Below are 13435 nucleotides of genomic sequence, written 5' to 3'. Positions count from 1 at the left end.
ACCGATGAAGAAAAAAATGTTCCCCCTTAAAACCCGTTATGCCTATGTTGGGTTTAGTCTTTTAGTTGCTGCGAGTGGTAGTGTCTACGCAGCACAGACGCCGGTTGCTCCACAAGTTGATGCAAAAGCTTTTGTTTTGATGGACTACAAGAGTGGAAAAATTTTGGCATCCGGTAATCCTGATGAGCGTCTCGATCCTGCGAGCTTAACTAAAATCATGACCAGCTACGTCATCGGTCAAGCCGTCAAATCGGGTAAGATAACGCCGCAAGATATGGTAACGGTGGGTGAAGATGCATGGGCAACGGGGAATCCAATTCTTAAAGGCTCATCGTTGATGTTCCTTAAGCCGAAAGATCGTGTATCTGTGCTGGATTTAAATAAGGGGATCGTGATCCAATCCGGTAATGATGCCAGTATTGCACTTGCTGATTATGTCGCAGGTAGCCAAGATTCTTTTGTTAGTTTGATGAATCAATATGTACAACAAATAGGGTTAAAAAATACACATTTTAAAACCGTACATGGTCTTGATTCTGAAGGGCAATATAGTACGGCAAGGGATATGGCTATTTTAGCCCAAGCGATGATCCGTGATGTTCCTGATGAGTACGTTTTACATAAAGAAAAAGAATTTACCTTTAATAAAATCAAACAACTTAACCGTAACCGATTGTTATGGAACCAGAACTTAAAGGTAGATGGTGTGAAAACGGGTCACACCAGTGGTGCGGGTCACAACTTAGTGGCATCCGCCACTGAAGGCGACATGCGTTTAATTTCTGTCGTACTGGGCGCGCCAAGCGACCGTGTGCGTTTTTCTGAAAGTGAAAAGTTACTGACTTGGGGCTTCCGTTTTTTTGAAACGGTTACACCAATCAAAGCAGATGCTACATTGCAAAAACAACGAGTTTGGTTTGGTGACAAATCGGAAGTCGAATTAGGGGTACAAAGCGATGTATCTGTCACTATTCCTAAAGGGCAATTGCAAAACCTGAAAGTCGATATCAAACTGAATAATGATTCTCTTGAAGCCCCATTAGCTAAGTTCCAACAAGTTGGAACCATTAACTTTATTTTAAATGATGAAGTGGTTGAACAGCATCCTTTAGTCGCAAAAGAAGCCGTCGAAGAAGCGGGTTTCTTTGGTCGTATGTGGGATTATGTAATGAAAACCATCAGCGGCTGGTGGAATACCATATTTGGATAAGTAAACATACGTTATTTCGTTGAATAAAAAAGACCCCGTAAAGGGGTCTTTTTTATTGAGATAAATAACATTAATGTAACTTACAGATAAACTTCAATTGCAATCTTTTCAAGATGATTTAATAATCATTTTAATTGTTTGAGTTATAACTATTTTTATTAATTGTTTTTATTTTTAAATTATTAACTCATTCAATAATAGTTTTATTTTGATAAATTTATTTAATGGACTAAATGGAGAATTAAACCTATGAGTATTTCAATGGAAGAAAGAATGCATCAATTATTTCAACAAAAAAATAATAAAGGTATCGGTGAGAATAGCGTTAATGGCGGCCGTGCTGATAATCGTGGTGAAAATAGTGGTGTAATGAAGTCCGGTGATGCCTATGACTCAGGTAAAGGCGGTGGTGCCGTAAATGGGGGAAACACGTTAAATCATCATACCAATAATCATTTGATGCAAGGTGGTATTGCAAGAAATGATGGCTTAAATAATGGTGGAATTGAAGGCGGGCACAGTACTAACTTTGGCTTAAATAATAATGAGCTTAATGGTGGCTCGGCGATCAATGAAATAGGGTCTACTAATAAAGAAAATTCTTTCATTAAAGGGGGGAATGCAGTTCGAGAACTACAAAGTGGTATTCAGAAATATGAAGGCATGCAAAAGCAATTAGCTGATGCGAGTGACGAAATTATTCGTAAGAATAATGAGTTGTTAAAATTAAAAAAAGAAATAGAAACTCAAAAAGAAGAACTCAAAAAACAACAGCAATTACTTGCCGATCAAAGCCTAGTTTCGAAAGAAACTGAAAACAAATTAGATGTAGCTCAAAAACGATTAGCGCTGAGTGAGGAAGAGAAACTGCAATTAAATGGTGAGCTAATTAAGGCGAAGGATAATGTTAGTCAATTAAAGTCTGATATGAAAGCCCAGAGAGTTGAGATTGAAAAGCTAAAACAAGCTGCTGATGCGGGCAAGAAAGAGGTTAAGAACTTAGAGTTGAAATTAGAACAAACCAATGGAGATAAACAAAAATTAGATGAGAGATTAAAATTACAGCAAGAGAGAAATAAAAAACAAGAAGAAAAAATCGCAGATATCGAGTCTAAAATAGATAAAAAAACCAAAGAAGTCGAAGTGTTAAAAGCGCAGTTGCATGAAGACAGTAAAATTACTGGAGACCTCAATGTTAAAATCAGCCGCTTGAATACGGATATTGAAAGCCTAAGAGGAACGTTAAAACAGAAGGTTAAAAAAGAAACGGAATGTAGTAGCAAGGTTGCTGATTTAGAAGAAAAAATTAATAAGCTTGAAGTTGAAAAACAAGGCTTACAAGATATGTTGAAACAAGAGCTTGAATCATTTGTTAATTTGGAAAAACAGTACCATGAATTCAAACTGTCAGTGAAAACGGAACGCGAAACTTTTAATCAATTGAAACCTGTACTGTCTAAAATAGGCATACTTGCAACAGAAGGAGAAGGTATTTTAAACGAACCTTCTAAAACGACGACCACATTGACGATGAGTACATCGACTATGAGTACATCGACGAAAGGTGAAAAAATATCAGAACCTATGTCTGCGGGTTCAGCGCAAAATTTAGGTGATAATTCAGGAACCATTAGAGGAGGCGATAGTGTGAGTAATTCTCTTATTGTTAATGGCGCCACAATTGATGGAAGCGAAGCCTTAGCCGTTTCGGTTGATTGTTTAGCTGAAAATATAAATGGCTTAGCCCAATCGATTGAATGCGCTGTAAGTAATGCGTCAAGTGACTTAAAAGAGAGTTCATTGGTAGTCCGTAATTTTGCTCAAACCTCACTGCATAACGTTATTTAACTAAGTTATTAATAATGCCTGCTTATAGCAGGCATTATTATACAATTAACAGGCTCGATTATTCACAATACGCTAATTTGATTGCTAAGCCACCTTGTGAGGTTTCACGATATTTTGCGTTGATATCCTTGCCTGTTTCGTACATGGTTTCGATAACCTTATCGAGACAAACGCGCGGATCGCTCACTCGGCGTAGCGCCATGCGTGCGGCATTAACGGCTTTAACGGCAGCAATCGCATTACGTTCAATACAGGGTACTTGTACTTGGCCCCCAACAGGGTCACAAGTCAGGCCTAAGTTATGTTCCATACCAATTTCTGCAGCGATACACACTTGCTCAGGGCTTCCACCCATTAATTCTGCAAGACCTGCTGCTGCCATTGAACAAGCAACACCCACTTCCCCTTGGCAACCCACTTCTGCACCTGAAATCGAAGCATTCATTTTATATAATGTGCCAATAACACCAGAAACTAAAAAGTAGCGAGTATAGGAATTTTCATTCACAGGGCGAATGAATTTATCATAGTAAGCTAACACGGCAGGAATAATGCCACAGGCACCGTTAGTCGGCGCTGTAACAACTCGCCCACCCGCCGCATTTTCTTCATTAACTGCAAGTGCATACATGTTGATCCAATCAATCACAGCCATTGGATCCATATTCGTGCTATCCGTTGTGACTAATTGCCGGCGCAAAGCAGCTGCGCGGCGAGGAACACGCAGAGGCCCGGGTAATAAGCCTTCTGTAGTGACACCGCGCTCAATACCGGCTTTCATAACTTCCCAGACAGAGGATAAGTATTGATGGATCTCGTCCTTGCTACGCAGTGCTAGTTCATTTTGCATGACCAGCGCTGAGAGTGATAATCCGGTTTCTTTACAGTGTTTTTGTAGGTCAACGGCATATTTATATGGATAAGGAACTTGCACAGCCTGTTCATCGGCTTGACCAAAGTGCTCCTCATCAATAATAAAACCACCACCAATAGAGTAGTAATTTTTTGTATAAACAACGGCATTACCGGAAAATGCAGTAATTGACATGCCATTTTCGTGCAAGGGTAGATTCGTTGAGTGAAAATTCATTCCACCTTCAGCCGGAAAATCGACTTCATGTTGGCCTTGTGCCAGTTGCAGCTTACCGGTTTGCTCTACATTGCGCATAAACGCGGGGATTGCATCAATATCAATAGTATCGGGTAAATTACCTGCAAGTCCCATAATGATTGCCATATCCGTGGCATGGCCTTTACCGGTTAGGGAAAGGGAACCATATACATCGACGGCAATACGAGTTGTTGCTTTAAGTTGGTTTTGTTTAATCAGGTCATCAACGAATTGTTTGCCCGCTTTCATTGGGCCTACGGTATGCGAGCTTGAAGGGCCAATACCGATTTTGAAGATATCAAATACACTTATCATATTCAGTGCTTCCTGTGTGTAGAAAGTCATTGAAATCAGGTAACTCGCCTTTCAGAGAGTTACCTGGGTGCTTCAATTAGAAGAATAATTTATATATTGCAGCTGAGATAGCAACTAGACCCATAATTACAATAAATACGTTGCTGATTTTGTCTGCGTATTTACGCATTGCAGGTACTTTGTTAATCGCATACATCGGCATTAAGAACAGTAAGATAGCGATAATTGGACCACCGAGACTTTCGATGATATCTAGTACGCCAGGGTTTAATGTTGCTACTATCCATGTGGTGACTAGCATGAAAATTGCTGTGCCACGGTTTAATTTACGAACGTCAATAGTTTTACCTTTTGCACGGTAAGCACGTTCAACTAAGCCATTGAAACCTTCACGAGCACCTAAATAATGGCCAAGAAATGATTTAATGATGGCGATAAAGGCAATAATAGCTGCTGCAAATTTAATAAATGGCTGATCAAAGTAACCTGACAGATAGTCAAGAATACTGATGTTCTGAGCTTTCGCTTGAGCAAGATCAGCGGATGAAAGCGTAAACACACAGCTGATGACGAAGAACATCACCGTCAATACCATCAAAATATGTGCTGAAGCAAGAATTCGTGAACATTTTGGTTCTGCGGCATCACCATATTCTTCACGTTTTGCCACTGAAAATGCAGAAATAATTGGCGAATGGTTAAAAGCAAATACCATCACAGGGATTGTTAACCAGATAGTAATCCAGATGCTTTGCCCGCCCGTATTTTTAGCGGTTTCTGCAACGCTTGCTAAAGACAGAGTACTGAGTACATCTGCACTCCAATAAGGGATCATATACAGAGAGAATGCGACAAGAACGGCAATAAATGGGAAAACCAATACACTCATTACTTTGACGATATATTTTTCGCCAAAAGAGACAATCGCCATGATCCCGCCAACTAAAAGGAGTGCCAACAACCAGCGTGGTGGAGCGGCAACACCTAATAATTCGGTCAGAAATTTATTTACGTTATTGGTGATGGATACACCATAAACTAACAAAATAGGATAGATTGCGAAGAAATACAGCAGGGTAATCCAGTTACCCGCCGTGCGACCAAAATGCTCTTCTACGACTTCAGTGATGTCCCCACCTTTTTTAGAACCAGATAAAACAAAGCGTGTTAAGCCTCGGTGAGCAAAGAAGGTCATTGGGAAGGCTAAAACCAGCATCAGTAGAACAGGGAGTAACCCACTCATACCTGCATTTATCGGTAAAAATAAAACACCCGCACCAATGGCTGTACCATATAACCCAAGCATCCATACCGTGTCTGTTTTACGCCAAGTGCGGCTATCTCCAGTTTGTGAGGCTGTTGTGTCGATGGAACCAACTTTAGTTGTATCCATAATAGTCTCCGAAATAAAAGTCAAAAAATAGTTATTCTGTATAACAATGGGCCATTGTTATGCTGTTTTAATCTTTGGTACGAACAATTAATCGCCTAATTTAAATTAGATTTTTTTCTACGTAACAAGCTGATTGAGAATAAAACTAGAATTAATAGTAAATTCATTTTCAATCAGTTTTGTAATCTTGTCAGTTATTTTTAAAAATGGATTTTGAGTGTGTGAATCTACATTTTACCAGAATAAAATGCCGTGATCACCATCTCAAAAGAGAAATATCTCCTATCATTAAACGATTTCATTATATTTTATAGAAATGTTAATAAAATTCCGCTTAGGATGTTTTTTTAAGATTTTTTTATATTCAATTAATTAAGCTAATAAAGAGTAGTTATTAAGAAAGATATCTATCTTTAAAGAAACATTATTATATTAATGTTTTTTACTGACGTGTTTAATTTATCAACAATTTGAATGAATACTTTTTTTGACGTGTTTTATGTGATTGCTTTTGTCTGTTTTTTTATCGCGTAATCAATTGATTTTTATGTTTTTTATTTAATGATAAGAAGTGGTTTAGTGGGCAACTAATTATAGCAGCATATTATGCTGACAATGATATGTATTAATTATTTACTTAAAAGGATCAAGAATCTAATGGGACTTTTTTTTCGATGAAAAAAATAATTAAAAATCGTAACAAAATATTTGTTAATTAATTGTTTCGATAATCTGTTCTGTAAGTTTGAATATTTTTTTAATGGCAAAGAAAAATAAATAAAAAAATTGATTTATCTCAATATTTGAAAATTAAAAGTACTAGTATTAAATATAGCTAGTACTTTTAATTTAATGATTATGGCTGGAACCAGCCTTTACGGATTAAAGAGCCAAAAATAAGCTGGTAAATACGCGTGATCGGTGCTTGGACTTTATAGCCAATAATTGACCATAGAATTTGCGATAAACCGCAAGCGATTAACGCTAATATGAATGCGCCAACCATATCTAAAGGCCAGTGAACGCCGAGGTAAATTCTAGACCATGCAATTATGATCGCAGGAATTAGCATGACCAGCCCAACCCATGTTCTTAGCCAAAATAAAAATGCTAAGGCAAAAGTAAAGACAATCGTACCGTGGTTACTTGGAAATGAGGGGGTAGGCTCATGCACTAAAAAATTAGTGCCAATACCCATCATGAATGGGCGTTCATGGGGGGCAACATAACCTGCAATCCACGAAATTACCAAACCTATCACGATAGCAAATGCAGCTTTACAGGCAAAAGCACGTTGGCGAGTCATGTTTTGTGGCGCCCCCCAAAACCAACAGATAACAGTGAATAGAGGGAAAATAAGGATCAGGCGCTTAGCAATAACGGTTGCGATAGCAATCGTGCCACTAGCAGACTCCGGTGTTGCATTGATCAGGTTAAACATATCCAGATTCAGTTGTTCCAACACGGTTCAGTACCTCGGAAATAGTGGTGATTAGTAAAACACATGTGTGCGGTATATACCCAAAATAATTTAAGGTGTGGCTAGGTGGCAAAAAATGCGTCACAAAGCGTCTATATCAACATGTGACGTGTGAATAAAACGAGCCAACAAAGTATCCCTTGAAGTATGAAGAGTCTAGGTGTGAGAGATTAAAGACTCTGACATAGTAGGTAAAGTCCCTTTGTCTTAATATTGGCAATAAATTTATATTTTGTTAATAATTTATATGAATAATATTGGCTTAATACCCTAAATTTAAAAAGGAAAGAACCGTGTGGTGGCAAAAAGAGATCCAACTTAGCGCAAAAGAAAGAGGCTTTCATTTAATTACTGATGAGGTTTTACGGCAAATTTCTGAATTAAAGTTAGTCAAAGTAGGGTTATTAAATATTTTTATTCAACATACATCGGCGTCATTGACCATCAATGAAAATGCTGATTACACCGTCAGGCAAGATTTTGAAAGTTTTTTTAACCGTGCAGTACCTGAAAATGAGCCTTACTTTCAGCATGATTATGAGGGGAGTGATGATATGCCTGCTCATCTGAAAAGTAGCATACTTGGCGCAAGCTTATGTATTCCGATATCAAATGGAAGCTTAAATATGGGGATTTGGCAGGGGATTTATCTTTGTGAACATCGTAATTTTGGTGGACAACGCCGACTTGTCGTTACGTTGCAAGGAGAGTAATCAGTTTTTATGGCTATTATTATGGCTATAAAAAATATTATGGCAATAAAAAACCCGATAGCATTAAAAACATAGAGTTGGCTATCGGGCTCCTCAACATGGGGACATCAAAGAAAAGCAGTGGCATAGATTAAGACTCTACCTAAAAAGGAAAGTTCGCGAAGTGATGAAAAAAAATGCATTTAGTCGTGAAAAAGTGGGGAAATAGCACAAAAAGAACAAGTAAGACTATAAATATTGAATACAGCCTTACTTGTTGAGTAGAAAACCGGTTGGGTTAATTACTTATACAGCGACAGATTTTCTTTTGCGTAAGCTTCGAAATCTGTACAGCCACCGATATGTTTCTCATCAATGAAAATTTGCGGTACGGTCTCAACAGGTTTACCTACTGTTTTAGACAGGTCTTCTTTTGAAATACCTTCAGCTTGGATATCAACATAACGGTAATCAAAGTCTTCGCGCTCATTTTTGAGTTTTTCAGCAAGCTCTTTAGCACGAACACAATATGGGCAGCCTGGGCGACCAAAAATAACAGTGTACATAGTATCTCCTTTTATTCGAACTCAGATTCTAATCACAATGCCCAATACTATGCCTACATCAGTTCAGAAATAAAAGTCGAATTTTCCTTTCATACCCATAGGTATTACATATAATTCGTGAGTATATACCCGTTATTCTTCAAGTTGCTTGGGTATTGTCTTCGCTCAGCTATCCGAATGATGAGTTAAAAATGAATAGATCTATTGTGCTACGGGAGTCAAAATGAACAAAAATACACCGGAAACTAGAAATTCAAATGGGATGATGCGCTCGCTAGCGGATATGCCTAAACCTGTCTTGGTACTCGAAGCTATTGGAATAATATTGTTAATCGTTGTTTTATTAGTGACGAATAACTACCTTACGCTACCGGAATCCCTGATGCAGCAAGGCGTCATTGTTGCAATGATATTTATCGGTATTGGGTGTTTAATCCCTGCAATGATTAATATTATTTGGCGTGCTGTGCATGGATTAAGCTTCCTTGGTATTGATAATAAACAACCTTCAAAATCACAAGCCCGAAAAAATGAAGAGGAAGAGGAAGAGGATTAAAAAGACGAAAAGCATGACTAAGCATCGTTTTACTGGCGTTTAGCGGTACGATGTGTGAAAATTATCCGCTTTTCTGTGGCTCATTCGATGTAAAATGACTAACAGTTACGGAGATTGGTACTCTGGCTAATTGAAATTGAGTGAGTACAATTATTATTTAGCGTTAAAAAGGTTATTATTCATGGATTCTATTTGTTACCCAGACATATCACAACTTCGTGCATGGCTAGACCAACTCAAAACGTCTTATTTCGAGTGTGATTCATGTTCTGCGTTACATTTACCGCATATGCAAAATATCGAAGGTATATTTGATGCAAAACTCGATATTTTAAATAATGTCCTTGTGCTTTCTGCTCTTGCGGAGCTAAAGCCAACTGCCATTGTGACGTTAGTGGCGAACATCAGCCAAATCAACGCCAGCTCATTAACAGCAAAAGTATTTCTTGAAATCAATAATGAAAACTTGCCAAAACTTGTTGTTAGCCAATCCTTTTCGCTTGAAGCGGGAATGACCTATCGTCAGTTTTGTCATTTCTTACAACAAGCAGAAGACCAAATCGCTGCAATTATCTTTGAGATTTTTAGTAATAATCTGCTGTATTCAAATCAAGATGAATTTTCCGAAGATGGCGAAGAGAGTGACGAAGACGCTGAATCTGATCTCGATGATAAACCATCGGTTATTCTTCACTAGATATACGCGTTATATTTCAGGTAACGGTGTCCTTGACTGCGCTCGTTAGCGTCAGCCACATACTTATGTCTACCTGCATCTTGAATTATTTAGGGCATAGGGTTCTTATTAATCATGCTCATTGAAATAATAAATTTATATATAATATTTCGTGAAATTAATCTTTAGTGATGAATATGGATTGTAAAAAATATACCGCTGGGGAGTGTCGTTCTTGTCAATGGATCGAATTATCGCCAGAACAACAACTTTCACAAAAACAAAATCATTTGCAAGCATTGCTTCCTTTAGTCGATCAATCTACTTTTGAACCGCCTGTCTCTGGCGAAGCCGAACGGTTTCGTAATAAAGCCAAAATGGTCGTGAGTGGGAGTGTTGAAAAACCGGTGCTGGGTATTGTTAATCGTGATGGTAAAGCGGTTGATTTAACGGATTGTCCGCTATATCCCGTCGAGTTTGCTACTGTTTTTGCAGAATTAATCCCGTTTATCGCTAAAGCAGGTTTAACACCTTATAATATTGAACGTAAACGTGGAGAGCTGAAATACATTCTTTTGACCCAAAGCTGGCACTCTGGGCAATTTATGTTGCGTTTTGTCTTACGCTCAGAAAAAAAACTTGAACAATTAACCAATGCATTACCGTGGTTACAAGCTAAATTACCTGAATTATCCGTTATCACCGCCAATATTCAGCCCACTCATATGGCGATACTTGAGGGCGCGCAAGAAATCATGCTCACCACGCAACATGTTTTGCGCGAAGAGTTTAATCAAGTTCCACTATTTATCCGACCGCAAAGTTTTTTTCAAACTAATCCTCTGGTTGCAGCGAAACTCTATCAAACGGCAAGAGAATGGGTTAATGCGCTGAAAATTATCAGCTTATGGGATTTATTTTGTGGAGTCGGTGGATTCGGTCTTCATTGTGCACAAAAGCAAACCAAATTAACGGGGATTGAAATTAGTGCCCCCGCAATTGCCTGTGCCCGTCAATCAGCTTCTGAATTGGGTTTACAACATGTGGAGTTTCAAGCACTAGATTCCACTCAATTTGCGGTCGGTCATCAAGACGTACCCCAGTTGGTATTAGTTAATCCACCAAGACGCGGTATCGGTAAGATATTATGCGAATACTTATCGCAGATGCAGCCAGAATATATTCTTTATTCAAGCTGTAATGCACAAACTATGGCTCAAGACTTAACATTATTGAGTGGTTATCAAGTCTCTAAAGTTCAGTTATTTGATTTGTTTCCGCATACTGCACACTATGAAGTGTTAACTTTATTAGAAAAAATTCAAAAATAAAAGCTTGGCCTTTACACCAAGCTTCTACATTTAAAAGTTAATAATAAGTCAGTTAAGAACGATGCTCAAAGGCCAGCGCTTTACGTTCAATTAAGCGCATAACAATCGTTAATATCGCATTGACGACCAGATAAATAATCCCCGCAGCAACAAATGCCATGACATCCCACGTTTGACCAAAGACTTGCTGGCTGTAGCCCATAATATCGAGCATCGTGATGGTACTGGCTAATGAGGTACTTTTAAATATCAGAACCACTTCATTAGAGTAAGACGACAGCGAGCGCTTAAACGCATAAGGTAGGATTATGCGCATAGTTTGTAGCTTGCTCATTCCTAACGCTTGGCAAGATTGCCATTGCCCTGATGGAATCGCTTTTACCGCACCATGAAAAAGTAATGTTGAATAAGCCGCGCTGTTTAATGCAAGCGCGATCATCGCACATACCCAAGGGGTAGAGATAAAGTCCCACAGCATTGGGTAATTCTGTAAAGATTTAAATTGGCTTGGGCCATTGTAAATCAAGAAGAATTGCACCAATAAAGGTGTTCCAGTAAATAGCGTGATATAGACTTTAACCGCTTGGGATACAAACGGTGTTTTAAGGGATAATACTAACGTTAAAAATATGGCTAGGACAAAAGCGACAAATAATGCGCTAAATGTTAGCGATAAACTTGTTGGTAACCCGGGTAAAATCTTAAGTATTAAATCTATCATTTCGACTCACTCCGCTCAAAACGCGTAGTGCGTAATTCAATACGTTTTAGGACTAACTGGCTTAATAATGTAATCGCCAAATAAATAAGCCCGACAATGGCATACCAAGTAAAAGGTTCATTGGTGCGATTAACGATAGTCTTAGTTTGTAGCATCAAATCATTCACGCTGATCAGAGAAACCAAGGCGGTATCTTTTAATAAGACCAGCCATTGATTACCGAGACCCGGAAGCGCATGGCGCCACATTTGCGGCATAATAAAACGAAAGAAAATAGTGCGCTTATTAAGCCCAAGAGCCAAACCGGCTTCCCATTGACCATAAGGGACTGCTTTTAAAGCGCCTCTTAGGGTTTGAGATGCATAGGATGCATAAAGTAGCGCAAGGGCGATGACACCACAAATGAATGGCGTGAAGTCAAACTCCCCGCTATTAGCGAAGAAGATACTGGGATCAACCTGTAATGTGGTTTGCCAAAAGCCAAGGTTAATGGCAATACCATCCCCCAGCATATTAATGAGCTGTAATGTCCCGAAGTAAACAAATAGGACAACCAGTAGCTCTGGTAGACCGCGGATCAGTGTTACTGTGCAAGTGCCTAGAAATGCAAGAGGTTTAAAGCGTACAGACTCCCATGCGGTAAATAGCATGGCAAGAATTAACCCAAGTATTAAGGCAGAAACAGCAAGGCCGACGGTGATACCGGCGGCACTCGTTAAAAATATAAAGTTGCTCATTAATTATATCGATTATTGCTCAAACCATTTTTTATAAATAACATCATAAGTACCATCAGCTTTCACTTCGGCTAATGCCTTATTCATTCTATCTAGCAGCTCTTTGTTACCTTTACGAACAGCAATACCTAAGCCGATACCGAAATATTGTGGGTCAGTGACTTTATCGCCAACTGCCGCTAAGTTATCGTTACCTTTTGCTTTTAACCATTCGTCTGCAACCGCTGTATCACCAAATACCGCATCAATACGGCCATTTTGTAGATCTGAAATGGCAGATTGGTAGTTATCATAAGGCACCGTGGTCATGCCTTTATGTTGTTCCATGATGTATTTTTGGTGCGTTGTACCATTTTGAACACCAATTTTCTTGTCTTTTAGCTGATCAACAGACGCGATTTTTTCTTTTACAGCAATAAATTGCGCTGAGTTCGGGTAGTATGTATCAGTAAAATCAACTTGTTGTTGACGTTCTGGGGTGATGTCAATACCTGCCATTAAGGCTTCAAAACGACGGAACTTCAAACTTGGAATTAAGCTATCGAATGCTTGGTGTGTGAATGTACAGTTCGCATTCATTTTTGCACAGACCGCATTGGCTAAATCAACATCAAAACCCACGATTTGGTTATTGCTGTCAAACATTTCAAAGGGTGCATAAGTCGCTTCTGTTGCAAAACGGATCGTTTCTTTTTCCGCAGCAGTTGCTGATAGGGTTATAGCGCCTAGCAGCGCAGCTAATATAATTTTTTTCATTGCTTATTCCTATACCTATTAGTGAAACTGCTTTTTTATTAAA

The 13435-nt window shown here is 38.7% G+C and carries 13 protein-coding genes; 6 read left to right on the top strand and 7 right to left on the bottom strand.

What is annotated here, in order from left to right:
• The first annotated feature begins 4 nt into the window (after positions 1–4).
• Positions 5–1210, top strand: coding sequence for a serine hydrolase (locus tag M998_RS05075; protein WP_068442034.1), 1206 nt, complete (start codon positions 5–7; stop codon positions 1208–1210).
• A gap of 249 nt (positions 1211–1459) precedes the next feature.
• The gene (locus tag M998_RS05070) at positions 1460–3058 is read left to right on the top strand and encodes a coiled-coil domain-containing protein (protein ID WP_082913000.1); all 1599 of its coding nucleotides are present in this window, start codon (positions 1460–1462) and stop codon (positions 3056–3058) included.
• 58 nt (positions 3059–3116) lie between these two features.
• On the opposite strand, the gene M998_RS05065 is transcribed toward M998_RS05070, so the two are convergent.
• The 3 genes from M998_RS05065 to ybjG all read right to left on the bottom strand — a co-directional run bounded on the left by M998_RS05065 (position 3117) and on the right by ybjG (position 7342).
• Positions 3117–4484 carry an L-serine ammonia-lyase gene (locus M998_RS05065; protein WP_068907877.1) on the bottom strand — a complete coding sequence of 456 codons (1368 nt, stop codon included), beginning with the start codon at positions 4482–4484 and terminating at the stop codon, positions 3117–3119.
• A 76-nt stretch (positions 4485–4560) separates the two neighbouring features.
• Positions 4561–5877: a serine/threonine transporter gene (locus tag M998_RS05060; RefSeq protein WP_068442041.1), complete on the bottom strand. Its 1317-nt coding sequence runs from the start codon at positions 5875–5877 to the stop codon at positions 4561–4563.
• Between the two features lie 856 nt (positions 5878–6733).
• Positions 6734–7342, bottom strand: coding sequence for an undecaprenyl-diphosphate phosphatase (ybjG, locus tag M998_RS05055; protein ID WP_068442044.1), 609 nt, complete (start codon positions 7340–7342; stop codon positions 6734–6736).
• 308 nt (positions 7343–7650) lie between these two features.
• Between ybjG and M998_RS05050 the strand changes: the two genes are divergently transcribed.
• Positions 7651–8070 carry a secondary thiamine-phosphate synthase enzyme YjbQ gene (locus tag M998_RS05050; protein WP_068442046.1) on the top strand — a complete coding sequence of 140 codons (420 nt, stop codon included), beginning with the start codon at positions 7651–7653 and terminating at the stop codon, positions 8068–8070.
• Between the two features lie 281 nt (positions 8071–8351).
• Here the strand turns inward: M998_RS05050 and M998_RS05045 are convergent, their stop codons facing one another.
• The gene (locus tag M998_RS05045; protein WP_068442049.1) at positions 8352–8615 is read right to left on the bottom strand and encodes a GrxA family glutaredoxin; all 264 of its coding nucleotides are present in this window, start codon (positions 8613–8615) and stop codon (positions 8352–8354) included.
• 223 nt (positions 8616–8838) lie between these two features.
• Here M998_RS05045 and M998_RS05040 point away from each other — a divergent pair, with 223 nt between their 5' ends.
• The 3 genes from M998_RS05040 to rlmC all read left to right on the top strand — a co-directional run bounded on the left by M998_RS05040 (position 8839) and on the right by rlmC (position 11178).
• Positions 8839–9171, top strand: coding sequence for a YbjC family protein (locus tag M998_RS05040; RefSeq protein WP_068907875.1), 333 nt, complete (start codon positions 8839–8841; stop codon positions 9169–9171).
• A 181-nt stretch (positions 9172–9352) separates the two neighbouring features.
• A complete protein-coding gene (locus tag M998_RS05035; RefSeq protein ID WP_068442054.1) occupies positions 9353–9868 on the top strand; it encodes a YbjN domain-containing protein in 516 nt (171 codons plus the stop codon).
• 176 nt (positions 9869–10044) lie between these two features.
• Positions 10045–11178: a 23S rRNA (uracil(747)-C(5))-methyltransferase RlmC gene (rlmC, locus tag M998_RS05030; RefSeq protein WP_068907873.1), complete on the top strand. Its 1134-nt coding sequence runs from the start codon at positions 10045–10047 to the stop codon at positions 11176–11178.
• Positions 11179–11230: 52 nt separating this feature from the next.
• Here the strand turns inward: rlmC and artM are convergent, their stop codons facing one another.
• From artM to artJ, 3 genes are read right to left on the bottom strand one after another with little or no spacing between them, the layout of a single operon-like run.
• Positions 11231–11899 (bottom strand): arginine ABC transporter permease ArtM, encoded by a 669-nt coding sequence (gene artM, locus M998_RS05025; RefSeq protein WP_068442060.1) that lies wholly within the window; start codon positions 11897–11899, stop codon positions 11231–11233.
• Complete coding sequence (gene artQ / locus M998_RS05020) at positions 11896–12636, bottom strand: arginine ABC transporter permease ArtQ (RefSeq protein ID WP_068442063.1); 741 nt, start codon at positions 12634–12636, stop codon at positions 11896–11898. The genes artM and artQ overlap by 4 nt, the downstream gene beginning before the upstream one ends.
• A gap of 12 nt (positions 12637–12648) precedes the next feature.
• Positions 12649–13392: an arginine ABC transporter substrate-binding protein gene (artJ, locus tag M998_RS05015; protein ID WP_068442067.1), complete on the bottom strand. Its 744-nt coding sequence runs from the start codon at positions 13390–13392 to the stop codon at positions 12649–12651.
• Positions 13393–13435 lie beyond the last annotated feature (43 nt).

The organism is Providencia heimbachae ATCC 35613 (genome assembly GCF_001655055.1).
Taxonomy (GTDB): Bacteria; Pseudomonadota; Gammaproteobacteria; order Enterobacterales; family Enterobacteriaceae; genus Providencia; species Providencia heimbachae.
This window is presented reverse-complemented; position numbering and strand designations above follow the sequence as displayed.

Coding starts and splice junctions, on each gene's coding strand:
- artQ (WP_068442063.1), bottom strand. CDS start 12,636: ATGAGCAACTTTATATTTTTAACGAGTGCCGCCGGTATCACCGTCGGC.
- M998_RS05040 (WP_068907875.1), top strand. CDS start 8,839: ATGAACAAAAATACACCGGAAACTAGAAATTCAAATGGGATGATGCGC.
- M998_RS05035 (WP_068442054.1), top strand. CDS start 9,353: ATGGATTCTATTTGTTACCCAGACATATCACAACTTCGTGCATGGCTA.
- M998_RS05065 (WP_068907877.1), bottom strand. CDS start 4,484: ATGATAAGTGTATTTGATATCTTCAAAATCGGTATTGGCCCTTCAAGC.
- M998_RS05070 (WP_082913000.1), top strand. CDS start 1,460: ATGAGTATTTCAATGGAAGAAAGAATGCATCAATTATTTCAACAAAAA.
- rlmC (WP_068907873.1), top strand. CDS start 10,045: ATGGATTGTAAAAAATATACCGCTGGGGAGTGTCGTTCTTGTCAATGG.
- M998_RS05075 (WP_068442034.1), top strand. CDS start 5: ATGAAGAAAAAAATGTTCCCCCTTAAAACCCGTTATGCCTATGTTGGG.
- M998_RS05060 (WP_068442041.1), bottom strand. CDS start 5,877: ATGGATACAACTAAAGTTGGTTCCATCGACACAACAGCCTCACAAACT.
- artJ (WP_068442067.1), bottom strand. CDS start 13,392: ATGAAAAAAATTATATTAGCTGCGCTGCTAGGCGCTATAACCCTATCA.
- M998_RS05045 (WP_068442049.1), bottom strand. CDS start 8,615: ATGTACACTGTTATTTTTGGTCGCCCAGGCTGCCCATATTGTGTTCGT.
- artM (WP_068442060.1), bottom strand. CDS start 11,899: ATGATAGATTTAATACTTAAGATTTTACCCGGGTTACCAACAAGTTTA.